Consider the following 23,459-nt stretch of genomic DNA (forward strand, 5'->3'; position numbering starts at 1 on the left):
TTTTCTTTGAAAATGAACTTTTATTGTGTGTAAAATGAGTAGAGTTAGGAGTGAGATATATCAAAAATTCATATGGAGTTAGATTGATTGGCTTAGTCTTAGGCTTAATTCTAAATGCTTTAGGCAACGGTCTTTGCATTTCATCAAATATGGGTAGTGGTATTTGGACAGCATCTGCCGTTAATATGCATCAGTGGTTAGGCATCGATACGGGTGTTTTGTTGATAATTATTGGTGTAATAAATGCTTTGACTAATCAAATTTTGATTCACAAGATTGATATTAAACGATTCGTCGGTCAAATTATCTTCGTATTATTTTATGGATATTTCATCGATATTTTCACTTGGATTTTTGATCAACTAGGGATGCCACACTATAATATCGTCGCTAGAGGCTTTTTCGCTATCTTAGGGATAGTTTTCTTCTGTATCGCAATATCACTGTATCAGCGGGCAAATATCATCATGCACCCTAATGACGACACAACCAACATCCTCAGATTTCATTATTTGAAGGGAAATGCGACCTTATCTCAAGTAATTGATTTTATTCCACCGATCATTGTGGTGTTGATCTCATTTATTTACACACACCAAATTTATTCAATTAATATTGCAACGTTATTCTCAATTATTTTCAACGGGATATTAATTGCTACGGCTGATAAATACATCTGGCCAGGTTTGAAGCATAACTTTACAGTTAAATTTCAGAACAGGAGCTAATTATGGATAAAGAAGTCAGATTTGAAAATGTTGAAATGTCAGTTCCACAAATTGATGAACATCAAGATGTCACATATTCGCAAGTTAATTTGGGAATCGATGTTCGAGACTTGAAGATGTCAATTTTGGTTCCACGTACCAAACAAAAAAAGCCAGCAGTATTATATTTCCCAGGTGGCGGTTTCACGAAAGCAAATTATCATAAGTTTATTCAATTAAGGTCCAAACTTGCTGAAGTGGGGATGGTTGTTGCTGCAGCCGAATATCGAGTAATTCCTGATCAATTTCCATCACTAGTTTTGGATGCCAAGAACGCTTTGAAATACTTGTATGACAATGCCGATTTGTACAATATTGATACGACTAGAATCGCTGTATTAGGTGATTCAGCCGGTGGATACTTGTCACAATTTTTAGGCGCAACGTCTGAAAGCTCAGACTTACTTCCAACAAGAATGAACGTTGATCAAACTAAAGTTAAAGCTGTAGTTTCACTCTATGGGTTCTCTGATTTATTGAGAATTGGGGATGGAATTGATGGTGCAGAAGATTTCCATGCAGGAACAACTTCACCAGAAGCTTTGTTGGTAAACGGGATTTCATTTGGTACCGATTTGAGTGCCAGCATTTGTGACAATCCTGAACGTGCCAGAGAGGCTAGTCCTTTGAGTTATGTTAAAGAAGGGTTGCCACCATTCCTATTAATGCATGGTGATAAAGATGTCATCGTCTCTCAAAAACAAGCAGATTACATGGCCGCAGCTCTTGATGAAAAAGGTAATTCAGTTGTTCATGCAGTCGTTCACGGTGCAGGACATGGAACGTCTGAATGGTATCAACCACAAATTGCTGATTACATTATTGACTGGTTAGAAAAACAATTAGACTGGCAAGGACAAGGTTCACTTGAAAGCCAGTCAGAATTATAAAAAAAACCGTTAATCCAATTATTTGAATTAGCGGTTTTTTGAGTTACTATCTAGATTTAACAAGGTGCTTGCCTAAATCATGCCAGACATTACTCTTGTCGATAAATTGCAATAAATCATAAATTCTATCTGAGTTAACGTTTCGATCTTTTAGAGAAATATGTTGGATATTGTAGTACATTTTATCGAGCAAAGCACCATTGTCGTATCCAGCAATAATTTTTGTACGGAATGCTTCAAGCACTGGGATCAAAGAAGTACCCTCAGTGTCTGACATTACATCATCAATCAAGTTTAAGAGTTCTAATCTATTCTTCTTTCTCATGGGGAAACCTCCAACAAGATATATAAAAATGTTGCAATATGTATATTAAAAATGATAGCAAAATGTTCAATATATATTTGACATTTTCAAATTAAATATACAAAAAAATCATGAGGTATTCAACCGATTTGCGCTAAATTTGTTTAATAAAAACGTTTCCAAATAATAACTAATTATATGCTATACTTGAGAAAAATTTAGGAGTTAATTATGGACGAATTTGCTGATTATTTATCGAAATTGGATGAGAATGACCAGAAAAAAAGACTAGTTGGTATTCTTAAATGGATTCACAAAGAGTTTCCCAATCTAGAAACACGAGTAGCCTGGAATCAGCCTATGTTTACTGATCATGGAACTTTTATCATCGGGTTTAGTGTTTCAAAAAATCACATATCGGTTGCTCCTGAAGGTCAGTGTCTAGACACGTTCAAATCGCAATTAGATCAGGTTGGTTACACATATGGCAAGCAAATGTTCAGAATTGGAAATGATCAAGAAGTCCACAAAGAGGTCTTGAAAAGTATTATAGAATTCAATATTAAGGATAAAATGGAAGTTACAACATTTTGGCGTTAATATCGTATAAATAGAATTGACAATATCGTATAAATTATCAGATAAAACTGGTGAATTTATACGATATTTTTTTGTTTTTACTATTGCTTATTTGTATTTGGAAAACGTTTATTTTATATGTGAAATATAGTGCTTTTTCATTGAATTTATTACTAGATGATTCTATAAATTAGGGTGTGAATAGGTATGAATGCAATCCTACCTTTCACAATTAACATCTGTTGAGGTTCATAAATCTCTCAACTTTGAGAAGCCATGAATCACAGCCCAAACGACTTATCAGATTAACCTCTAACAGTTAAACGAACCTTATGGGCATTAAATGAAAGTCCCGAACCGTCTGGGGAATCGTTTTTGTCGGCAAGGGAACAAGAGGATTTTACTATGAAAAAATTAATTAGAACAGGAGCTGCCGTTAGTGCATTGTTGATGGCTGCAAGTACCGCTGGCATTGGAATTGCTGGCGCGGCTGATACCACGACAACTACTGCAAGTACACCTTTAACCCCTGGTACATTAGCACTTGAAACTGCACCATCGTTTGTATTTGGTAACACGAATACAATTTCTACGGCTGCAGCAACCTACACCTCATCACAATCACCAAGTGGATTGGGTGTTTCAAATCCTGGTGTTGTTGGAACATGGTCTGTTACAGCAAGTGCATCACCGTTTACTTCGGGTGCGTTCACATTAACTAACGCAGCGCTTACTTTGACAAGTGGTGGATCTGGCGTATTTAAGTCAGACACAAATTCACCTACCGCAGATAATCCAACAATGGCCGGAAGTGCGGCCATTTCGGGAACAGCAGCTGAAGTAGAGTCAGCAACATCAACTTCAACAAGTCCAATAGGTGTTGGTGAATTTGACTATACTTATTCACCTACCGCCGCTACATTAGCTGTTCCAGCACAAACAATCTTACCAGGAACATATGAATCAACAATCACTTGGACATTGGCAAGTACATCATCGAGTGCAACAACTCCAGCTACCTAATTATTTGAAATGAGGGGTAATTTCAAGCTTTTAAGACTTGAGATTCCCTTTTTTTCTATTCAATAAATGGAGATAATATTATGAAAAGAAAATGGACATTGTGGATTTTTGGGGTTTTATTTATTTTTTTAGCGCTATTCAGTAGTCCAAAAAAAGTAAGTGCGGCAAGTACTGATTCCAACAAAGGTGCAAAGTACACTGTTCAAGCCGAAATCCCTGATAATCAAATTAATAAACAAGTTTCTTTTTTTGACTTGAAAGTAAGGCCAGGAACTTCACAAGATTTGAAAATTAAAATAAATAATACCGATTCCAAAGATCATTCTTATGTGGTCGAGGTAAATCGAGCTACCACAAACAATAATGGGATTGTCGATTATTCTCAGCACGGATTAAAACCAGATTCTTCGTTACAACTAGATATTGAATCGATTTTTCCTGCACCTGAGAAAGTTACTGTGCCGGCAAATTCCACTAAGGAGGTAACTCTCAAAATGAACGTACCACATTCCAATTTTAAAGGAATGGTACTTGGTGGAATTAGAGTCATGCAGGAAAATCAAGTAAAAAAGCCGAAAATTATTCCTGGTCAAAAATTGTCAGTTCAAAATCAATTTGCTTATATTTTAGGCCTCCAAATTCAGAGAAACACTGATACTGTAAAGCCGGATTTGAAATTAACTAAAGCACATGTAAGTAAATATAATGGTCAGGTTGATGTTGCTGCACAGCTTCAAAATGATACCCCAACCTTGATTAACGAAGGCGAGGTTAAGGCATCAATTACTGATCAAAATGGATCCACAAAGATTATTGAAGCTGATAAAAAGAATTTAACCATTGCTCCTAATTCCAATTTCAACTTACCAGTTAATACGGCAAATCAATCGTTGAAACCTGGTAAATATACTATGAGAATTGCTGCCAATGGAGACAATAAAACTCAGAAGTGGAATTTGGCGAAGAACTTTACAATAACTCCATCTGAGTCAAAGAAGTTGAAGAAGGTTGCTGCACAAGCACCAGTATCCAGAACTCAACCAAACTATAGATTAATTGTTACACTTGCTGTGATTGCTGCATTAGCAATTATTGCGTTATTAATTTGGAACTTCAAACTACAGCGTAGTGGACGCCGTCATTAATGAATTGTTTTGAAAAAACTTTTTAATTAATGTTATGATTTATTTATCAATATTTATAGGGGATAAATCATGAAAAAGCGGATTAAATTTGCTGTTCTTGCTTCAGCTATTTTGTTATTGGGTACTCCAGTTGTTTCTTCAAACGTAATGTTGGATGTAAGCCCAGTTGAAACTGCTCAAGCAGCAACTAATTCTCAAACAGAGGCTGTTACTAAAGCTATAAAAACCGAGCTTAATAATCTACGTGGTCAAAATAATCTTGGATCACTTTCAGGTGTTTATGAATTAACTAAGATGGCACAAAGCCGTGCTGATCATTTAGCCAATATAAATTCACTGGATGAACACGCTGGTTACAATTATCAAAGTGGTGCACCATATGTTGGTGTTGCTGGTGAAAATATTGGTTACTGGTACAATTCAAGAATTACTGATCCAACAGAAATTGCCAAGCAAATTATCGAGGACTTGTACGATGATTCTGGTGTCGCAACCTATGGTCACCGTAAAAACATGTTGAATCCATATTTCAAACATGTCGGAGTGGCAGTATCAGTAAACCCATCAAATGGATATTTATTCTATGCACAAGATTTCGGATCAACAACTACTGAAGTTGGTGATAATTACAATGGAGCAAAAGCTTATTCTGATTACACTAGAATGCAAGGTTTGAGTAATCAATATCCTTCAACTTATCATCAGACAAGTTCTACAACGGCTAATACCAATTCAGGTATTTTTAATGGAGCAAAGAAAATCAATTCTGTTGTGACAACAACTGCGTTGACACCACTTTATAGCAGTCCATCTGGTGGTAAAAAATCTAATCGTGCTTTAGCTCCAAATTCAGGTTGGTACACCGACCAAGTTTTCACAGATCAATATGGAAATAATTGGTATCGTGTATCAACGAGTGAATGGGCACCAATTAATCACGCAAACATTCAAAATATTTAAGTAAAAGACCGACTTCAAAGAAATCGGTCTTTTTTACTATCCTCAAGACAGGTAAAATATGTTTAAGGAGAATTCAAAATGAGATTAAAAAACATTATCGCTTTAAGTGCCAGCTATTTATTGTTGATAGTTGCACTATTTATTTCAAGCATTGACCAGGCAAAGGGTGGAATGCAGGTAACAGGAAGCTTAGTACTACTGATTGTTTTCACATTTGTCTTGATGATGCTCTATGCACCATTCATAATTGCATCAATATTTGAGCGTAGAACCAGCAGTTTTGCTGTATTATCATTTAGCATATTCATGGAAGTAGCTGTGATGTTGCCAATTTTATTGAAAAATATTATGTCTAGTTCTTCAATGGATTTTTCGAGAATTGTTTTATTGGTATTTATCCCGCTAAATATGATTGTGCTGTTATTCTTAATTATTCAAAATAGTGTTTTTATCAGTAAGCACAAAAACGAGTTGAGATAATTAAATCTCAGCTCGTTTTTTTAACCTAATGATCCACCAATTAAATAGGTGACGGTCATAGTTCCAATTCCCACTAAAAGGTTTCGCAGGACACCTTTTATTCGGTCAGAATTTCCAAGTGTTGCACTGGCATAACCCGTAAAAGTTAGTGCGCATATTACAGCGGCGATTGTTCCGGGAACTTTGTATGGATATGGAATGAATGTAATTGATAATAATGGCAGTAATGATCCTAAAATAAATGATAAGAATGATGAAATAGCTGCGTGCCAGGGATTGAAGTAGTGCTGTAACTCGATATTACATTTTGACTTCAATGTGACATTCAGTGCATCGTTTTCCATTAATTGAACAGCGACTTTTTTGGCAAGCGCTGGTGTTAAGCCTTCAGATTCGTAGTGATGAGCTAATCCGTTCAATTCACCCTCGTAATTTCGTTGGATGGACTCATCTTGCATGCGTGTCATAGTTTTTTGTGTATCACGCTGTGTGCTGACTGAAACATATTCGCCACCACCCATTGAAAGGGCACCGGCGAACATTCCCGAAATTCCGGCGATAAATAATGCCGCTGTACTTTGTTGGGCTCCAGCCACACCGATTACGATACCAGCGACAGAAACGATTCCATCATTTGCACCTAAAACCCCAGCACGGATGATGTTTAGTTGTTCTGATAAATGAAATTTCTGGATTAGTCGCTGAGACAGTGACTGATCTTCAGAAGTAGAAAAAGTTTTCATAAAACTATTACCCCCGCCTATAATATTTACGTTTAGTATAACTTTGGATATACTCATAACAAGGGACATTTGTGAATAAAAATACATTTTTTGAACACTTTTTATAAATTAATAGAATATATCTATATAAAACATAAGAAATTAGATAAATTATTAGAAAATTGAGGGATACCATGACGAATACAAGTGATTTGAGAGTTATCAAAACAACGAATCTAATAAAAGACTCATTTTATGATTTGCTAGAAACGGAAGACTTTGACAAGATAAATGTTAAACAAATTTGTGCCAAATCGTTGATTGGTCGTTCAACTTTTTATCAGCATTATGTTGATAAATATGATTTACTGACTAAAGAAAACAAATATTATACACAAATATTTACTGAGGGTATGTCAGAAAAAGTTGAATCATTTCAAAATGAGAATTCGTTGAAAGATTTGATAGAGTACTTAAATCAAGATTCTGCTGAAATTCTAATGTTATTAGATGTACATACTAACGTTACCGACTTGGAAACCGAATTTAAGAAGATTATTAGTTCATCAATAGATAATCAATTGAATGCCAATCCAATGAACGATTTGCCAGTAGATTTCGTTAAACAGGTTTATGCAATGAATGTGATGACATTTATTAAATGGTCACTGAAGAATGGTGTAGATGACAGTGTGAATTCATTTTTGAACCAGTCAATTAAACAAGAATATGATTTGTGGTTGAGATATTAATATGAAAAAGTGCCTGGAAATTTTGAGTTTCCCGGGCACCTTTTTTTGATGAAATTAAATTTTACCAATCGCAATGTGATTATTCTCAGGGTCGGCAAAGTTGAATGTTGTCATTCCGCTTTGTTCAGAAATGTCTGACACTTCACTCGAATACTTACTAATTTGTTCATGAAGGTTTTCCAAATCATCAGCCATTAACATGATAGAAGGGAATTCAAGTGAAACCATTGGAGAATATTTTTTTATGAAGTCGATGTTGAACAAGTTGATATTTACTTGATCTAAAACTGAGTGTTTCACCGTGCTACTACCATCGGGTGGTGGACTCTTGGCAAGTTCCTTAGCATTAAGTGCGTCTTGCCAGAACTTAGAGACTTTCTCAACATCATTAACATATAGCATCAATTCAAATTTTTTGATCATAGTCATACTCCATTCACATTTTGAATTAATAATACAATAATATTGGTTGACCTGAAACCCGTTTTAGGAGATATATTGAACTGTGATACATTGGTATTAAGATAGTTATTTGGAGGTCCAAGATGACAAATATTCATGATATAGCAAAATTGTCAGGCTTTTCAGTTTCAACAGTTTCTCGAGTATTGAATCGAAAGAATTACGTATCTGATGATGCACGTGAAAAAATTGAGGCTGTTATTAAACAAATGGACTACGTTCCAAATGATGTTGCTAGAGACTTAAGCCGAGGGAAAACATACAATATTGGAGTAGTTTTACCATATACCAAACACGCGTATTTCAATCAAGTATTGAATGGAATTATGGCAGAAGCTTATAAGCAGGGATATCGAGTTCTTATTTTGCTATCAAATTATGATAAGAATAAGGAACTAGAATTTTTAGAACAGCTGCGAAGGAAAGCATTTGATGCTTTAATTTTCACATCGCATGGTTTGCCACTGGAGGAAATAGCAAAGTATTTGAAATATGGGCAAATAGTCTGTTGTCAGAACCCTAATAATGTTAAAATTCCCGCCGCATACACCGCACGAGTTTCGACTTATGTAAAAGCATTGAGTTGGGTCAAGGAGCAAGGATATAAGAAAATTGGAATTATGCAGAATAGGGATTATCACGTCAGTGCAACTAGTGAGAAAACTATTCGCGCGTATAAACAAGTATTCGGTGAAATGCCAGATTCAAAGTTAATTGTTAATGATGTGACGACTTATGACAATGGTTATCAAGCTGGTGAATATTACAATAAGTGTAGCGAAAAGCCTGACTTTGTTTTTGCAAACAGCGATGATATCGCCACGGGCTTAAGACAATATTATCTTGATAACCAGTTGCAGGTCCCTCCGTTCATGGGTCAAGAAAATCAGCTGCCAAGCCAAATATTAAAGTTTTCAACTATTGATCATCAATTGACTAAAGTTGGATCTGCAGCGTTTGATGTTGCCACCAGTGGGGAAGATAAGATAGTTTGTATACCCTCAAAATTTATTAATCGTAAATAGAGTTGTCGTATTCTAAAATGTATTCATGTGGTATGTTTATCAGTGGTATAGAGATTAACAACATCCACAAAAAAAGCCCCGGTATGTAGCTACCGAGATTTTTTTTCAGCTGAATATTACCTTTGATGCTGCAACAAGTGAGGAAGACAAGATAGTTCGAATCCTTTCACGATTTATTATTCAGTTTTAATTTATTTGGAGTGTAATTATATAGATTCATGTGGTATATTGAATTTGTAAGGACGGAGAACACTTACGTATTGAAAAAGCCCCGGTAGTTGTGTACCGAGGCTTTTTTGTTACAGTTGAGTTTTTGAAAATCATTTGCTTTTCCGGTTATTCAACCAATAACTGAATAGGGCCACAATACACCCTGCAAATATCGAGCATAGAACGGAGAGCAACATTATTATCACCTCCAAACTATTGCCAGACTTATAACAGCAACACTTAATTGTATCATCTAGAGTTAAAGTAAAGTACAAATAGATTTTATTCCGGCGGTATATATTAATACAAAATAAATTAAACAATAAATCAACATAATACTTTAATGATTAACTGTTTTTAACATTTGTCCGTACAAATTTTAATAATTGGTATGTTTACCGAACAAAAAAATGCTAAAATGACCATATAAATAAAATTTGTTTGGAAGGTGATTTATTTGGAGACTAAATATGAAATGGTGAAACAAGATCTCAAAGAGAAGATTTTGTCTGGGTTTTATACATTCAATGATAAATTACCAACCGAATCATCTATGATGAAAACCTACCAGGTCAGTCGTTATACTATCCGGCGTGCTATCAGTGATTTGGAAGCGGAACATTATATCTTCACAATCCAAGGTGGAGGGATGTTTGTTGACGATTGGCAAAAACAACAAGAACCTCAGACGTTTGAACAAAAACAAATTGGTGTTATCACAACTCACATTGCAGATTATATCTTCCCCAATATTATTACCGGTATTGATCGATTTGTATCTGGTGAAGGTTATTCCGTCTTAATTAGTAACACTCAAAATGATCCGGAAAAGGAACGTGCAAGTATCAAGAAAATGCTTGATAACAATCTTTCAGGACTAATTATTGAGCCTACTCAAAGTGCACTTGGTGATCCCAATAAGGACTTGTTCGAACAAATTAAGACATCTGGATTGCCAACTATATTCATTAATTCACATTATGCTGATTTAGATTTCCCTTATATTGAGATGAATGATGTTTCAGCTGGGAAAGTTGTTACCGATGCGCTGTTTAATTTAGGACACGAACAAATTCTTGGCATCTTTAAGATTGATGATGGCCAGGGAGTTCACCGTATGAACGGCTATGTGAAGTCATATCAAGAACACAGCAAATTCTCCTATTTAAGCGAAATTGTTATGTACCAAACATCTGATAATATGCATTCTGTATTTACTAAGATTGAACGTATTTTGCGCAGGGAAGACCATCCAACTGCAATTGTTTGTTACAATGATCAACTTGCTATCAAGATAATTGATCTGATTCGGTCACTCAAAATGAGAGTTCCAGAAGATATATCAGTGATTGCTTTTGATAATTATCAGTTGTCACAATATCTTTCACCAAAGCTTAGTACCGTTGAACATCCAAAGGAAAAGATGGGGCGAGATGCAGCTAAAATGCTGTTTGATATCATGAACGGTGATCACCAACCTGAATCAATCAAATATGACCCACAATTGATTCTACGTGAATCGACAGCCAATAAATAAATATAAATTTAAACACCTGAAAAAATTTTTTTCAGGTGTTTTTTTGTCGTGAAAACGTTATCGTAAATAGATTTGCAAGCAATATTGATACGTACAAATAATAATAATGTGAAAAATGTATCTTGATTTATACGTACAAATGTCATATGATGTTTTTGAGCTTATGAAAGTGCTTTCAAATAATTATGCTTTTTGAGGAGAGAAACTGATGGATAAGGTTAAAAAAATTCCAAGTGGTTTCATATATTTCTTTGGATCATTTGGTGGAATATTATTCGGTTACGACATCGGTGTTATGACAGGGGCATTGCCTTTCTTGCAACACGATTGGGGTTTACAAAATCAAGCTGGAATAGTCGGATGGATTACTTCAGCTGTTATGTTCGGTGCCATCTTTGGTGGTGCACTTGCCGGAAGTATGTCGGACAAGTTAGGCCGTAGAAAGATGATTTTAATCTCATCATTAGTTTTCGCGGTAGGATCGATCCTCTCTGGATTTGCTCCAAATGATGGCCAGTATTATTTAATTGCCGTCAGAATGTTCCTAGGTTTGGCTGTTGGTGCTGCATCAGCATTAGTTCCAGCCTATATGTCAGAAATGTCACCTGCCAGATTAAGAGGTCGTTTGTCAGGTATTAACCAGACAATGATTTGTTCAGGAATGTTACTTTCTTACATTATGGATTACTTGCTAAAAGGTTTACCTGAACAATTTGCTTGGAGATTGATGTTAGGTTTAGCTGCAGTTCCAGCAATCATTCTATTCTTCGGTGTTTTGAAACTTCCTGAATCACCACGTTTCTTAGTTAAAAGCAATAAAGTGGATGAAGCTAAACAAGTATTATCATTCATTCGTCCTGCTGACGAAGTTGAAGCAGAATTGAAGACAATTCAAGAAACTGCCAGTGACGAAGATAATGCACAAAAGAATTCATCTATTAAAGATTTACTCAGTGGAAAATATCGTTACTTGGTCATTGCTGGTGTTGGTGTCGCAGCCTTCCAACAATTCCAAGGTGCAAATGCAATTTTCTACTACATTCCATTAATCGTTGAAAAGGCAACTGGTAGTGCCGCAAGTTCAGCGTTGATGTGGCCAATTATTCAAGGTATTTTGTTAGTTCTTGGGTCACTATTATTCTTAGTGATTGCTGACAAATTCAACCGTCGTACATTGTTAACACTCGGTGGAACAGTTATGGGACTTTCATTTATCCTTCCTGCAATTTTAAATATGTTAATACCAAATATGAATCCAATTATGATTGTTGTTTTCTTATGTATCTATGTAGCTTTTTACTCATTCACTTGGGCACCTCTAACATGGGTTATCGTCGGAGAAATCTTCCCACTGGCAATCCGTGGACGTGCATCAGGTGTTGCATCATCATTTAACTGGATTGGTTCATTCTTAGTTGGATTAATGTTCCCAATTATGACAGCAACAATGCCACAAGAAGCTGTTTTCGCAATCTTTGGTGTGATTTGTTTACTCGGTGTCCTATTCATTAGAACTAGAGTTCCTGAAACAAAGGGTCACACACTAGAAGAAATTGAAGAGCAAGGTACAAATCGTCACGATAAAAAAATTGAATCTGTTGAAGAAACAACAGTTCAAGATTAATTAATTGAAACGGAGAGATTTCGATGAACTTAGTAGAAATATCTAATGCAGTTGAAAAAGGTAATGTTTCTCTAGGAATCGAACTTGGTTCAACGAGAATCAAAGCAGTATTAGTAACAGAAGATTTTAATACCATCGCCTCAGGTAGTTACACTTGGGAAAATCAATTTGATAACGGAATTTGGACTTACCCAATTGATCAAGTTTGGCAAGGTATCCAAACCAGCTATTCTCAAATGGCAGCAGAAGTTCAAAGCAAGTATCATCATCCATTGAAAAATATTGAATCAATCGGGATAAGTGCCATGATGCACGGATACTTAGCCTTCGACAAATCAGATAAGCTATTGGTTCCATTCAGAACATGGCGTAACAATATTACAGCTGATGCTGCTGAGCAATTAACTAAGGAATTTGATTTCAATATTCCACAGCGTTGGTGTGTTGCACATCTTTATCAAGCTATTTTGAATGATGAAAAGCATGTTAAAGACATCGATTTTATTACGACACTTGCCGGATATGTTACTTGGAAATTGTCTGGTGCCAAGGTCCTTGGAATTGGCGATGCTTCTGGAGCATTCCCAATTGATCAGACAACTGGTACTTATAATGAAGAAATGCTTAACAAGTTTAGTAATTTGGATAATGTTAAAAAGTTTGATTGGAATATTACTGACATTCTTCCTAAGGTTGAAAAAGCTGGTGAAATTGCCGGAACATTGACTGACGCCGGAGCAAAATTGTTAGACACAACTGGCAATTTGCAAGCTGGTAGTGTCATGGCACCTCCTGAAGGGGATGCTGGAACTGGAATGGTCGGAACAAATTCCGTTAGAAAGCGTACCGGAAATATTTCCGTCGGGACATCGGCTTTCTCAATGGTTGTTTTAGAAAAACCTTTAAAGAGTGTTCATCGTGATATAGATATCGTTATGACACCAGATGGCTCACCAGTTGCCATGGTTCACGTTAATAACTGTTCATCAGATATTAACGCCTGGGCGGGGTTGTTCAACGAGTTTGCTACAAGATTGGGAGTTAACTTAACACCCGACAAATTGTATGAAGCCTTATTCCTTGAAGCTACGAAATCAGATCCAGATGCTGGTGGCTTAATTAATTACAGTTACCAATCAGGTGAAAACATCACAGATATTAAAGCTGGACGTCCATTATTCGTTAGAACGCCGAATAGCAAATTCAATCTTCCAAACTTTATTTTGACTCAATTGTACGCAGCCTTTGCTCCATTGAAGATTGGTATGAATATCTTGAGTGAACAAGAACATATCAGTACTGATGTCATGATTGCTCAAGGTGGCTTGTTCAGAACTCAAGTTATGGCTCAACAAGTTTTAGCAAATGCTCTTAATATTCCTATCACTGTAATGGAAAACGCTGGTGAGGGTGGCCCTTGGGGAATGGCAGTTCTTGCCTTATATGCAAAGGATAATAAAGTTCAAAACTTGAATGATTATCTAGATCACAACGTTTTCGAAAATCCAGAAAGCATGACTTTAAGCCCTGAACTTGAAGGTGTGAAAGGTTATGAGAAATTTACTGAGAAATATGTTGCTGGACTTCCATTTGAAGCTGAAGCCGGAAATACGATTAAAGATTAAGAGGGTATATGTATGTTAGAGAAATTAAAACAAGAAGTATATGACGCAAATATGCGTTTACCAGAGCTAGACTTGGTCACATTTACTTGGGGAAATGTCTCAGGTATTGATCGTGATAAGGGAATGTTTGTTATCAAGCCTTCAGGTGTTGAATATGGCTCATTGAAGCCTTCAGACATGGTAGTTGTTAACCTTGACGGTGAAGTTGTTGAAGGTGAAATGAATCCATCAAGTGATACACCAACTCATACTGTTTTGTACAACGAATTCCCAGATATTGGTGGAATCGTTCATACACATTCACCATGGGCAGTGTCATTTGCTTCAGCCAATATGGATATTCCAGCTGCAAGTACTACTCATGCCGATACTTTCTACGGAGATGTTCCCGTTTCAGATCCTTTAACCAAACAAGAAATTGAAGATGCCTACGAAGAAAATACCGGAAAGGTCATCGTGAAAACATTTAACGAACGTAATATCGATCACGATGCTGTTCCAGCGGTCTTAGTAAGTCAACACGGACCATTTGCCTGGGGTAAGACTCCAGACAAGGCAGTCTACAACGCCAAGGTTCTCGAAGTAGCCGCAGAAATTAGTTACCACGCATTACAATTAACTCGCGACAATATCCGAGTACCACAATACTTGCTAGATAAGCATTACTACCGTAAACATGGTAAGAATGCATACTATGGTCAAGATAATGCCAAGTCACAAGAACATGCGGAACACGTCGAAAATTAAACAGACAATTTGAGGGAGAAATTTATCATGAAAAAAATGCAAGATTACGAATTTTGGTTTATTACAGGAAGTCAATTTTTATACGGACCAGAAACATTGAAACAAGTTGAAGCAGATGCAAAAGAAATTGTTGACCAATTAAATGCATCAAATCAACTTCCATATTCTATTAAGTTCAAGTTGGTTGCCACAACAGCTGAAAACATTACAAAGGTTATGAAGGAAGTTAACTACAACGATAAAGTTGCCGGTGTAATCACATGGATGCACACATTCTCACCAGCTAAAAACTGGATCCGTGGTACAAAATTACTTCAAAAGCCATTGCTGCATTTAGCAACTCAAAAATTGAATTACATTCCTTACGACACAATTGATCTCGACTACATGAACTTGAACCAATCAGCTCATGGTGACCGTGAATATGCCTTTATCAATGCTCGTTTACGTATGAATAACAAGATTATCTCAGGATACTGGGGTGATGGTGACATTCAAAAACAAATTGCTAAATGGATGGATGTTGCAGTTGGTTACAATGAATCATTCGATATCAAAGTTGTTTCATTTGCCGGTAAGATGCGTAATGTTGCTGTTACTGATGGTGATAAAATTGAAGCTCAAATTAAATTTGGTTGGACAGTTGATTACTGGAGTATCGGTGAATTAGCTGACGAAGTTGACGCTGTTTCTGAATCAGATATTGACGCAAAATATGCCGAACTTCAAAAGGAATATGACTTTGTCCCAGGAGATAATGGAGACGAGAAGTTCGAACACAATACTAAATATCAAATTCGTGAATACTTCGGAATTAAGAAATTTATGGATGATCGTGGATACACAGCATTCACAACTAACTTCGAAGATTTACGTGGACTAGAACAATTACCTGGTCTAGCCGTACAAATGTTGATGGCAGAAGGATATGGATTTGCCGGTGAAGGTGACTGGAAGACAGCTGCCTTAGACCGTTTGATGAAGATTATTGCCCACAACAAACAAACAGGATTCATGGAAGATTACACATTAGATCTACGTAAAGGACACGAAGCAATCCTCGGCTCACACATGCTAGAAGTTGATCCAACAATCGCTTCAGATAAACCAAGAGTTGAAGTACACCCATTAGACATCGGTGGAAAAGACGATCCAGCAAGACTAGTATTCACAGGTTCAACAGGGGATGCAGTTGACGTAACAATGGCCGATTTCGGTGACGAATTCAAACTAATGTCATACGATGTATCCGGAAATAAACCAGAAAAAGAGACACCATACCTACCAGTAGCCAAACAACTTTGGACACCAAAACAAGGTTGGAAGAAAGGTGCTGAAGGCTGGTTAACACTCGGTGGTGGACACCATACAGTATTGTCATTTGCCGTTGATTCAGAACAACTTACAGACTTGAGTAAGATGTTTGGATTAACTTATGTAGATATTAAATAGGAAAAAGGTAAAAACTCACAAAATCATGGATTTGATTTTGTGAGTTTTTTTGTTAATTAAATGTTTTATAACGGAGCGTTTCCATAAGTCCAAGTAATTGTTGTGTGGTATGTATTAGTGGGAATATTTCCATCTGTGATAAAAAGTCTTAAATGTTCAAATCTTGACCATGGAATAGAATTAATTTGATCACCGTCTTTACTTGAAATGACGGTGTAATTTTCTGATAAATCTATTGGCATATTTTCCAATAAAATTAGTTGAAAGCTTTGGACAAAGTAGGTTTCAAATTTATCATAGAATTTTGGATCAGCTTTAATAGAAATATTTACAGCGCTTTTATTTACCCTAGTGTCCTTAATATCAGCAAAATTTGAACTATTGTGTTCATCAGGTGCTATCATTGTGGGTTCAATTAAGTTTATTTTTCCAAAATGTATTTCCGACGGAGAAATTTTTAAATTTCCGTTACTAAAGATAACGCGGTTTTCCTGAAATCTTTGTGTAAAATTCGATTCAGAGTTACCTGGTGTCGGGATAATTAATTCTGGCGAGTAATTAAATGTTGGTTGATCCGTGTTTATAACTCTTGTTTGAATTTGTATTTGCAATAATTCTTTTTTTGAAAGTTTAAGATTATTAATTTGTAATGTTATTTTTGCCTTGTCAAAAGTGAGAGAATCGAAGTCCAATTTTGTCTTAGTGAAACCATCAATGTTATAAACATTTTCAACTTTTTCATTTTTACTTAAATAATAATACAATTTGCCAGTCCATCCGTTTTCAGGCTCATATTCATTTGAAGTTGAATTTATTACGTGAAGTTCATGCCAAAGGTGTTTTGAACCATGATAAGTAAGTTCATTTACGCCATCCGATTTTGGCTTTTCTCTTATGAAGTGATCTGTGCTTAATAATGGTGCGGATTTGTTAACGTGTAAAGTAACATGGTTTGTAACAATTTCGTGAGGTGGAATGAGATTATGTAAATGGTCATATTGTGGTTTTGGGTTAATTTCTGAAATTGTTGCGTAAATCTCTTTACCATCATCTTCTATCTTTGTTTTTTTAATTACGTAATTTTTTAAGTCATTTCCTAATTCGCTTTGTGGAACAATTCCATTGATACCATGCCATTCTATTTTGTATTTCGATTTGTCAAAATCACCGTTCAGAGTATATTTAGCGTAGTCACCTGAATAAGTTTGCTCCGGACCTGTCAGCATATGTCCAACATTAATTATTACTGAGCTGTGGTATTCATTATTATTTTCTGTTGGTGTTTTTGAACCTGAGTTTGATACCTTTGCCTGGATTGTGGCTTTTCCGGACTTTTTATCTTATTTGGAAACACTTCACCTGAAAATGGATTTACAGTTGCAATATCAGGATTAAGAGATTCATACGTCACTTCGCTAGTTGAATTGTCGGGTAATGCATGGGCTTTCACAAGAGTTGATTGGTTGTTAAATTCATCATCAATGTATAAATTATGGGAATCTGTGGTAGTGTTGCTGATTCCAGTAGCTGGAATAGGATCTGGTTCAAAGTATACAGTTGCCATTTTTGAATAAATTAGGGAGTTGAACATCATAGGCCACACTTGAGCAGTTAATTGATAATTCATAGAGCCGACAGATTGTGCGGTTGATGTATAATCTGTCTGATTTGCTCCATGAATCGGGGTCCAGATTTGATTGTCTCCACTCTGATACCACTGATAACGTGTATCGATAAAACTTAAACTATTTTTTGCAATTATTGTACGTATTTTAAATGTATCACCAATATGCACGTGATATATTTGTCTTGGCTGTAATGCGAATCCTGCTTTAAAATACCAACCAAGCACATTGAATGGTGGAATTGAAGGTTCATGCATAGGATTGATTGTTTTGTCCTTTTGGCTGATTCCAGGCTGGTTTGGAGTAGGTTTGCTAAAAAGACCAGGTAATTCCCATGCTTTGGATAACTTAGGAGAGGAACTTTGAAAATTAATTGGTACTTTCAAACTAAGGTTGGAGTTGTTTTTTGTTCGTAAATCGGATTTTTTCAGCAATACATTTCTATTGTTTAAATTAGTTGTATTACTAACAGCATATGAAGTGTCGTTATTAAGAATAGTAACAACTAGAAGAACTCCAAAAATTGTCGTAAAAATGTTGGCTGCAATTTTCATTAAACGATTAATCCCTTCAATTCGGATTTTTTTACGTGAGATTTTTCATGTTGGCATTACTTTCTATAGTAAATAAATCGTTTTCCTTTGAACACCACCAATTCAACATAAAAAAATATCATCCACACAATCAAAAAAGCAGTTCATTCTATTATTTTAGAATGAACTGCTTTATATTTATTAGACTAATAATTTACAAAAATATGTTACAAACTATTTATTATATTTATCATTCAAGATATCGGTAAGCTTTTGTAATTTGTCAGCGATTTCTTTATTTGAGTCAGATGTTTTCTTGCCATTAAGTTCTGGATTATTTAATGAATACTTCTTTTCTCCGTCATTTTTGACCCAAATATTGTATTCTGGAACGGAGATTTTGAATGTATCAGATCCGCCAAGTTTATTAGTTTTTAAATATTTAGCATATTTTTTATCAGTCGTGTCTTGACTGCGATTGGTACGAATACCAGTAATTATTTTTGAACCAATTTCCGGGATTGGAGCGTCAACTCGATTGACGTAGACTTGTTGGGATTTGCTGTTTTCGGTTACACCGCCGGTGAACACTACTTTTATTGTGTGATCCTGGATTCCATTTCCACCACTGATTACGTTATCTACTAATATAGTAGCTTTGGTCATAGCGTTTTCGTTGTAATCTGTCATTTCATCTAAATCGATAATTGTACCTTGGATAACGTAATCATTATCTTTTTTTAATTTGTCGAGAGAAGTGGGGAATGAGGCCAAATCAGTAATGGTTGATTTGTCTTTGACTACTTTTAGAGAACTGGTACCCTTATCCCAATTGATTTTATTATTATTAATTTCCCGCTCAGAAATGTTTGTTTGAGGTTTGGATTCAATCACCGACTCACTCTTGGACGCAGCATTTTCCGAGCTTGTCTTTTGGGTACAGGCTGAAATTGTGATTATGGTTAATAATAATGTCAGTATAAGGGGTATCTTCTTCATTTATTACTCGCTTTCTTTAATAATTTTAGTTTTGCCTAATTTTTTCGTTAAGTATAGTTTATCATTTTCTGTGAAAAATTTCTATTGCATTGCTCAATAATTCTGTTATTGTTAAGAGTTTTGTTATAATTAGGCATTAGCAGAGGTGGATTATGGATATTGAAAAGAGAACTATTTCATTTAATGGAGAATCATCTATTTTAAATTCCGGAAGAAGTGGTATTTCAAAGCTGTGGGAAGAAACTACTAAGTCAGGAAAACTTGACCAAATGTATGAAGCTAGTAGTGAAACTAAGCCACACTTTTTTGGAATTAGCATCATGAAACCAAACGAATTTACTTATATTATCGGAGTAGAAGGTGACAATCCCATAGACGGATTAAGCCATTTCGAGATTGATAGTAGCGAATACTGTAAATTTTCTGGAGAAGGCAAGTTACCAACATCCATCCAAACCTTACAAGAAAATATTTGGCAAGAACATGGCAGGGAGATCGCTGATCAATCTGAAATGAGAGATGTTGCAATCAACATTGAGGAATACTACGAAATGACCCCTGATTATTCAAAATTTAATATTCTCATTCCTAAAAATAACATTCAAATAAAAGAGGTATAGTCAGTGGACTTATGGAATAACTACTTCAAGTGGATAATCGGATTTATGCTAACAATGTCTGCCGTGCCTTACGTAACAGCGTTAATAGCCTCATGGTTAGGTCATGTTTCAAAGTCCATGCTCGTGTCAGATCTTGGCCCAAACAGTCAACTTGCAGTTGGTGGCCTAGGAGTAGCAATACATGAGTTTGGCCACGCATCGTTTGCATTCCTATTTGGCCACCGCGTAACACACATGCAATTATTAAATTTCCATTATGCAGAAAGTGGGACACTCGGATCAGTCGAACACACCTGGAACGACCACAACGTATATCAAAGACTAGGGAACTTTTTCATCGGACTCGCACCATATTACATGTGTTCAATAGCCCTCTACCTTTTACAAAAAGTGTTATTGCACAATACTTTAAATTTTGCGTCAGTTTTAAAAACAACAGGTGATTTTGAATTCAACTCACTCTCAACGATTGTGTCAGCGGTCATAAGTAATTTTACGAATGTCTTTTCAAATGCATCATGGCCGATGATTATTCTTTATTTCGTTCTCTCAGTCATGATTGCAAGTACGGGATATGACCTGAGTAGCGAAGATCTCAGTACAGTAACTAAGGGTGTTACACCATGGATGATTGTCTTAGCAATTGTTTCCATCGTCATGGTTTTCTTAAACTTGAAAGCTCAAATGGTCTCATTAATATCTGTCGTAATAGTTTTTTCATTATTATTTTTAGTTCAAGCTTTAATTTATATACTAATATCAATGGTAGTAATTAAAATTATCGGAATTATATAGGAGTTGAGAATATGCGTATTAATATTTTGCAACACACTCCAGATGAAGGACCTGGAGCTATTTCCGAATGGGCACATCGTGGTGGACATGAGGTTTACACGTACCATCCAAGATTTTTCAATGGCATTTTGCCAACTGCCGATGAAACTGATTTATTAATAATTCTTGGTGGGCCATGCAGTCCTAATGATGATGATCAATACGTATTAGCTGAACGTGATTTGATTCGTGAATTGATCAAGCAAAACAAACCAATTTTTGGTGCATGTTTTGGAGCACAACAAATTACGAAGGCTTTAGGGTACACAGTTGGTAAATCACCTGTAAAAGAAGTCGGTTGGGGAATAGTTACACTTGAAAGTGATGTGATTTCTGGACTTCCAAAAAGTATGAACGTGCTTCATTGGCATGAAGAGATGTTCAATCTGCCAAAGGATGCAAATCTGTTATTTTCTAGTGAAGGTTTGAAGAATCAAGGCTTTGAATTGAATCATAAAGTCGTTGGATTACAGTTTCATCTTGAATCTTTGGAAGATAACGTGCGTGAAATGGTGGTTAACGATTATCCATATTTGACCGATTCAGTTTTTGGACAGTCTAAAGATGATGTTCTTAATCAAAAAGTGCCACTTGAAAACAAAACTGTACTGTTCAAAATTTTGGACTACATTACAGCCTGAGATAAGCTCAAATTACGAGCTTATTTTTTTATTTATATTTTAGTTGCAATTGCAACTAACTAGAATTATTATATTGTCATTGCTTGATAGGAGTGCGAAATTGAAAGATATTTTGAGACCAATAGGTGTAGTATCAAGAGCTTTAGACTCGATTGCAAATATTGAATTCAAGGAAATGGATCTCAGCCGAGGTCAGTATTTATATTTGGTAAGGATATGCGAGTCACCAGGGATTATCTTGGAACGACTAGCTAACATGCTCAAGGTGGATAAGACGACTGCGGCACGTTCGATTCAAAAATTGGAACTAAAAGGATTGATTGAACGTAGAAGTGATCATATCAATCGTAAAATCAAGATGATATATCCAACTGAGAAGGGCGAAGCAGTTTATCCAGTTTTGCAGCGTGAAGAAAGATATTCAAACTCAGTTGCAATGAGAGGCTTTTCCAAAGCTGAGCAGGATCAACTTTTTGAGCTAATGGAACGTGTTGCTAATAACGTTGATGACGACTGGAAATTAGTCAAAGGCGGATCAAAGAGGAATTATTAATTATGAATAAAATCGAAATTGTTGCGTGTGATAAAGATGATTTGAAGACACTTCAACGTGTGTCACGTCAGACTTTTTCAGACACATTTGATGAGTACAATACAAAAGAGAATATGAACAAGTTTTTGGAAGATGCATATAGTCAAGAGACTTTGTTAAAGGAACTGGATGACATTAATTCTCAATTTTATTTAGCAAAAGTTGACGGAGATATTGCGGGCTATTTAAAAGAGAATTACAAAGATGGCGAATTTGTTCTTGAACGAATTTATGTTGAGAAAACTTTTCAGAAATATGGACTTGGAAAAATATTGTTAGATCATGCCATTTCTGCAGCAAAATTAAACCATTGTGACCACATCAATTTGGGTGTTTGGGAGCACAATGAAAATGCTAAAGCTTTCTATAAAAAGATGGGATTCGAGCGAATTAGCCAGCATATTTTTAATTTGGGTGATGATCCGCAAACTGATTATATTTTAACGAAAAAACTTTAATGGAGAAAAACATGAAAAATATTGTAATTGACAAAGAATTTTGGGACTTATTTCCACAAGGACAAATTAGTATTTTAAGGTTGGAAGGCATCGATAACCACGTTAATGAAGATGATGATCCATATTTTCAAAAGTTATTAGACGATGCTACTGAAGAATCTAAGAAGTTTTTGACGGATGAAACATTCCGATTGAATCCGGTTATAGATCAATGGCGTGAGGCGCTTCGTAAATTTAAGACAAAGAAGGGTGCTCGTTCCTCGATTGAAGCTCTACTAAAGAGAGTTTCCCAAGGTAAAACATTTTCACCAATTAATCCGTTAGTGGACATATACAACAGTGTTTCTTTGAAATACGCTATGCCTTGCGGTGGTGAGAACGTTGATAAAATGGATGGTGATTTACATCTTGGCATGGCAAAAGGGGGCGAAGGTTTTCGTCCACTTGGTGACGACGAGGATTCTCCAGCACTTGAAGGCGAGATTATTTATTACGATAAGACTGGCGCTGTTTGTCGCTGTATGAACTGGCGTGAGGCTCAACGTACGATGTTAACTGAAGATACTACTAATGCAGTCATGGTAATTGAAGGAATTAATGACGAACAAGCTAAACGTGCTGATGAAGCTGTCATTGAATTAAAAAATCTATGCAAAGATTACTTCAAAGTTGATGGTGAAATTGGTAAACTTACTATAGATAATGCAACTGAAATAATTGAAAAATAATAATAACAAATAACGAAAATAACGTATCTGAACGATACGTTATTTTTTTGAGAAGAGTTATATTCTTTTATTGCATTATGTATTTTAGACACGCTTAATAAATATATTCAAATATAGCAAACTTT

Annotated in this window: 27 protein-coding genes; 20 read left to right on the forward strand and 7 right to left on the reverse strand. The window is 35.7% G+C overall.

What is annotated here, in order from left to right:
* Nucleotides 1–50: 50 nt before the first annotated feature.
* Together ABM34_RS00960 and ABM34_RS00965 are read left to right on the forward strand one after the other, a co-directional pair.
* A complete protein-coding gene (locus tag ABM34_RS00960) occupies nt 51–728 on the forward strand; it encodes a DUF6198 family protein (RefSeq protein WP_470290495.1) in 678 nt (225 codons plus the stop codon).
* A 2-nt stretch (nt 729–730) separates the two neighbouring features.
* Nucleotides 731–1,657 (forward strand): alpha/beta hydrolase, encoded by a 927-nt coding sequence (locus ABM34_RS00965; protein WP_048702532.1) that lies wholly within the window; start codon nt 731–733, stop codon nt 1,655–1,657.
* A 46-nt stretch (nt 1,658–1,703) separates the two neighbouring features.
* Here the strand turns inward: ABM34_RS00965 and ABM34_RS00970 are convergent, their stop codons facing one another.
* Entirely contained in the window at nt 1,704–1,982 is a 279-nt protein-coding gene (locus tag ABM34_RS00970) for a hypothetical protein (protein ID WP_048702533.1), read from the reverse strand.
* Between the two features lie 210 nt (nt 1,983–2,192).
* Here ABM34_RS00970 and ABM34_RS00975 point away from each other — a divergent pair, with 210 nt between their 5' ends.
* From ABM34_RS00975 to ABM34_RS00995, 5 genes are all read left to right on the forward strand, one after another.
* Nucleotides 2,193–2,561: an iron chaperone gene (locus ABM34_RS00975; RefSeq protein ID WP_048702534.1), complete on the forward strand. Its 369-nt coding sequence runs from the start codon at nt 2,193–2,195 to the stop codon at nt 2,559–2,561.
* Between the two features lie 384 nt (nt 2,562–2,945).
* Nucleotides 2,946–3,563, forward strand: coding sequence for a WxL domain-containing protein (locus ABM34_RS00980; RefSeq protein WP_048702535.1), 618 nt, complete (start codon nt 2,946–2,948; stop codon nt 3,561–3,563).
* Nucleotides 3,564–3,643: 80 nt separating this feature from the next.
* Nucleotides 3,644–4,708 (forward strand): WxLIP family cell surface protein, encoded by a 1,065-nt coding sequence (locus ABM34_RS00985; protein WP_048702536.1) that lies wholly within the window; start codon nt 3,644–3,646, stop codon nt 4,706–4,708.
* A 69-nt stretch (nt 4,709–4,777) separates the two neighbouring features.
* The gene (locus ABM34_RS00990; RefSeq protein ID WP_048702537.1) at nt 4,778–5,668 is read left to right on the forward strand and encodes a CAP domain-containing protein; all 891 of its coding nucleotides are present in this window, start codon (nt 4,778–4,780) and stop codon (nt 5,666–5,668) included.
* Between the two features lie 78 nt (nt 5,669–5,746).
* Complete coding sequence (locus ABM34_RS00995) at nt 5,747–6,148, forward strand: hypothetical protein (protein WP_048702538.1); 402 nt, start codon at nt 5,747–5,749, stop codon at nt 6,146–6,148.
* 20 nt (nt 6,149–6,168) lie between these two features.
* On the opposite strand, the gene ABM34_RS01000 is transcribed toward ABM34_RS00995, so the two are convergent.
* Nucleotides 6,169–6,891 (reverse strand): VIT1/CCC1 transporter family protein, encoded by a 723-nt coding sequence (locus ABM34_RS01000; protein WP_083988235.1) that lies wholly within the window; start codon nt 6,889–6,891, stop codon nt 6,169–6,171.
* 173 nt (nt 6,892–7,064) lie between these two features.
* Between ABM34_RS01000 and ABM34_RS01005 the strand changes: the two genes are divergently transcribed.
* Nucleotides 7,065–7,622: a hypothetical protein gene (locus ABM34_RS01005; protein WP_048702539.1), complete on the forward strand. Its 558-nt coding sequence runs from the start codon at nt 7,065–7,067 to the stop codon at nt 7,620–7,622.
* 54 nt (nt 7,623–7,676) lie between these two features.
* On the opposite strand, the gene ABM34_RS01010 is transcribed toward ABM34_RS01005, so the two are convergent.
* Nucleotides 7,677–8,045 (reverse strand): VOC family protein, encoded by a 369-nt coding sequence (locus ABM34_RS01010; protein WP_048702540.1) that lies wholly within the window; start codon nt 8,043–8,045, stop codon nt 7,677–7,679.
* Between the two features lie 122 nt (nt 8,046–8,167).
* Between ABM34_RS01010 and ABM34_RS01015 the strand changes: the two genes are divergently transcribed.
* On the forward strand, nt 8,168–9,109 hold the full coding sequence (locus tag ABM34_RS01015) for a LacI family DNA-binding transcriptional regulator (protein WP_048702541.1): 942 nt from the start codon (nt 8,168–8,170) through the stop codon (nt 9,107–9,109).
* Nucleotides 9,110–9,429: 320 nt separating this feature from the next.
* On the opposite strand, the gene ABM34_RS13560 is transcribed toward ABM34_RS01015, so the two are convergent.
* Nucleotides 9,430–9,516: a type I toxin-antitoxin system Fst family toxin gene (locus tag ABM34_RS13560; RefSeq protein ID WP_417924666.1), complete on the reverse strand. Its 87-nt coding sequence runs from the start codon at nt 9,514–9,516 to the stop codon at nt 9,430–9,432.
* Nucleotides 9,517–9,776: 260 nt separating this feature from the next.
* Here ABM34_RS13560 and ABM34_RS01020 point away from each other — a divergent pair, with 260 nt between their 5' ends.
* The 5 genes from ABM34_RS01020 to araA all read left to right on the forward strand — a co-directional run bounded on the left by ABM34_RS01020 (nt 9,777) and on the right by araA (nt 16,304).
* Entirely contained in the window at nt 9,777–10,856 is a 1,080-nt protein-coding gene (locus ABM34_RS01020) for a GntR family transcriptional regulator (RefSeq protein ID WP_083988236.1), read from the forward strand.
* Between the two features lie 208 nt (nt 10,857–11,064).
* Entirely contained in the window at nt 11,065–12,480 is a 1,416-nt protein-coding gene (locus ABM34_RS01025) for a sugar porter family MFS transporter (RefSeq protein ID WP_048702543.1), read from the forward strand.
* Between the two features lie 23 nt (nt 12,481–12,503).
* Nucleotides 12,504–14,105, forward strand: a complete 1,602-nt coding sequence (locus ABM34_RS01030) for a xylulokinase (protein ID WP_048702544.1) — start codon at nt 12,504–12,506, stop codon at nt 14,103–14,105.
* Nucleotides 14,106–14,117: 12 nt separating this feature from the next.
* Complete coding sequence (locus ABM34_RS01035; RefSeq protein WP_048702545.1) at nt 14,118–14,852, forward strand: L-ribulose-5-phosphate 4-epimerase; 735 nt, start codon at nt 14,118–14,120, stop codon at nt 14,850–14,852.
* Nucleotides 14,853–14,879: 27 nt separating this feature from the next.
* Nucleotides 14,880–16,304 (forward strand): L-arabinose isomerase, encoded by a 1,425-nt coding sequence (gene araA / locus ABM34_RS01040; protein WP_048702547.1) that lies wholly within the window; start codon nt 14,880–14,882, stop codon nt 16,302–16,304.
* Between the two features lie 65 nt (nt 16,305–16,369).
* On the opposite strand, the gene ABM34_RS01045 is transcribed toward araA, so the two are convergent.
* From ABM34_RS01045 to ABM34_RS01055, 3 genes are all read right to left on the reverse strand, one after another.
* Nucleotides 16,370–17,530 carry a hypothetical protein gene (locus ABM34_RS01045; protein ID WP_048702548.1) on the reverse strand — a complete coding sequence of 387 codons (1,161 nt, stop codon included), beginning with the start codon at nt 17,528–17,530 and terminating at the stop codon, nt 16,370–16,372.
* Nucleotides 17,531–17,547: 17 nt separating this feature from the next.
* Nucleotides 17,548–18,483 carry a hypothetical protein gene (locus ABM34_RS01050; protein ID WP_048702549.1) on the reverse strand — a complete coding sequence of 312 codons (936 nt, stop codon included), beginning with the start codon at nt 18,481–18,483 and terminating at the stop codon, nt 17,548–17,550.
* Nucleotides 18,484–18,696: 213 nt separating this feature from the next.
* Nucleotides 18,697–19,356: a hypothetical protein gene (locus tag ABM34_RS01055; protein ID WP_048702550.1), complete on the reverse strand. Its 660-nt coding sequence runs from the start codon at nt 19,354–19,356 to the stop codon at nt 18,697–18,699.
* Between the two features lie 257 nt (nt 19,357–19,613).
* Between ABM34_RS01055 and ABM34_RS01060 the strand changes: the two genes are divergently transcribed.
* The 6 genes from ABM34_RS01060 (at nt 19,614) to ABM34_RS01085 (ending at nt 23,334) form a co-directional block, all read left to right on the forward strand.
* Nucleotides 19,614–20,081, forward strand: coding sequence for a GyrI-like domain-containing protein (locus ABM34_RS01060; RefSeq protein ID WP_048702551.1), 468 nt, complete (start codon nt 19,614–19,616; stop codon nt 20,079–20,081).
* 3 nt (nt 20,082–20,084) lie between these two features.
* On the forward strand, nt 20,085–20,876 hold the full coding sequence (locus ABM34_RS01065) for a hypothetical protein (protein ID WP_232298603.1): 792 nt from the start codon (nt 20,085–20,087) through the stop codon (nt 20,874–20,876).
* A gap of 11 nt (nt 20,877–20,887) precedes the next feature.
* On the forward strand, nt 20,888–21,556 hold the full coding sequence (locus ABM34_RS01070; protein ID WP_048702552.1) for a type 1 glutamine amidotransferase: 669 nt from the start codon (nt 20,888–20,890) through the stop codon (nt 21,554–21,556).
* 100 nt (nt 21,557–21,656) lie between these two features.
* Nucleotides 21,657–22,109, forward strand: coding sequence for a MarR family winged helix-turn-helix transcriptional regulator (locus tag ABM34_RS01075; protein WP_048702553.1), 453 nt, complete (start codon nt 21,657–21,659; stop codon nt 22,107–22,109).
* A gap of 2 nt (nt 22,110–22,111) precedes the next feature.
* Entirely contained in the window at nt 22,112–22,606 is a 495-nt protein-coding gene (locus ABM34_RS01080) for a GNAT family N-acetyltransferase (protein ID WP_048702554.1), read from the forward strand.
* Nucleotides 22,607–22,617: 11 nt separating this feature from the next.
* On the forward strand, nt 22,618–23,334 hold the full coding sequence (locus ABM34_RS01085) for a B3/B4 domain-containing protein (RefSeq protein ID WP_048702555.1): 717 nt from the start codon (nt 22,618–22,620) through the stop codon (nt 23,332–23,334).
* The last annotated feature ends 125 nt before the right edge of the window (nt 23,335–23,459 follow it).

The sequence above is a fragment of the Companilactobacillus ginsenosidimutans genome (assembly GCF_001050475.1).
Classification (GTDB): Bacteria; Bacillota; Bacilli; order Lactobacillales; family Lactobacillaceae; genus Companilactobacillus; species Companilactobacillus ginsenosidimutans.

Bases quoted from the DNA above. Each gene is read 5' to 3' on its own strand.
- ABM34_RS00965 (WP_048702532.1), top strand. From the start codon at position 731: ATGGATAAAGAAGTCAGATTTGAAAATGTTGAAATGTCAGTTCCACAA.
- ABM34_RS00970 (WP_048702533.1), bottom strand. From the start codon at position 1,982: ATGAGAAAGAAGAATAGATTAGAACTCTTAAACTTGATTGATGATGTA.
- ABM34_RS00975 (WP_048702534.1), top strand. From the start codon at position 2,193: ATGGACGAATTTGCTGATTATTTATCGAAATTGGATGAGAATGACCAG.
- ABM34_RS00980 (WP_048702535.1), top strand. From the start codon at position 2,946: ATGAAAAAATTAATTAGAACAGGAGCTGCCGTTAGTGCATTGTTGATG.
- ABM34_RS00985 (WP_048702536.1), top strand. From the start codon at position 3,644: ATGAAAAGAAAATGGACATTGTGGATTTTTGGGGTTTTATTTATTTTT.
- ABM34_RS00990 (WP_048702537.1), top strand. From the start codon at position 4,778: ATGAAAAAGCGGATTAAATTTGCTGTTCTTGCTTCAGCTATTTTGTTA.
- ABM34_RS00995 (WP_048702538.1), top strand. From the start codon at position 5,747: ATGAGATTAAAAAACATTATCGCTTTAAGTGCCAGCTATTTATTGTTG.
- ABM34_RS01000 (WP_083988235.1), bottom strand. From the start codon at position 6,891: ATGAAAACTTTTTCTACTTCTGAAGATCAGTCACTGTCTCAGCGACTA.
- ABM34_RS01005 (WP_048702539.1), top strand. From the start codon at position 7,065: ATGACGAATACAAGTGATTTGAGAGTTATCAAAACAACGAATCTAATA.
- ABM34_RS01010 (WP_048702540.1), bottom strand. From the start codon at position 8,045: ATGATCAAAAAATTTGAATTGATGCTATATGTTAATGATGTTGAGAAA.
- ABM34_RS01015 (WP_048702541.1), top strand. From the start codon at position 8,168: ATGACAAATATTCATGATATAGCAAAATTGTCAGGCTTTTCAGTTTCA.
- ABM34_RS13560 (WP_417924666.1), bottom strand. From the start codon at position 9,516: ATGTTGCTCTCCGTTCTATGCTCGATATTTGCAGGGTGTATTGTGGCC.
- ABM34_RS01025 (WP_048702543.1), top strand. From the start codon at position 11,065: ATGGATAAGGTTAAAAAAATTCCAAGTGGTTTCATATATTTCTTTGGA.
- ABM34_RS01030 (WP_048702544.1), top strand. From the start codon at position 12,504: ATGAACTTAGTAGAAATATCTAATGCAGTTGAAAAAGGTAATGTTTCT.
- ABM34_RS01035 (WP_048702545.1), top strand. From the start codon at position 14,118: ATGTTAGAGAAATTAAAACAAGAAGTATATGACGCAAATATGCGTTTA.
- araA (WP_048702547.1), top strand. From the start codon at position 14,880: ATGAAAAAAATGCAAGATTACGAATTTTGGTTTATTACAGGAAGTCAA.
- ABM34_RS01045 (WP_048702548.1), bottom strand. From the start codon at position 17,530: ATGCTGACAGGTCCGGAGCAAACTTATTCAGGTGACTACGCTAAATAT.
- ABM34_RS01050 (WP_048702549.1), bottom strand. From the start codon at position 18,483: ATGAAAATTGCAGCCAACATTTTTACGACAATTTTTGGAGTTCTTCTA.
- ABM34_RS01060 (WP_048702551.1), top strand. From the start codon at position 19,614: ATGGATATTGAAAAGAGAACTATTTCATTTAATGGAGAATCATCTATT.
- ABM34_RS01070 (WP_048702552.1), top strand. From the start codon at position 20,888: ATGCGTATTAATATTTTGCAACACACTCCAGATGAAGGACCTGGAGCT.
- ABM34_RS01080 (WP_048702554.1), top strand. From the start codon at position 22,112: ATGAATAAAATCGAAATTGTTGCGTGTGATAAAGATGATTTGAAGACA.
- ABM34_RS01085 (WP_048702555.1), top strand. From the start codon at position 22,618: ATGAAAAATATTGTAATTGACAAAGAATTTTGGGACTTATTTCCACAA.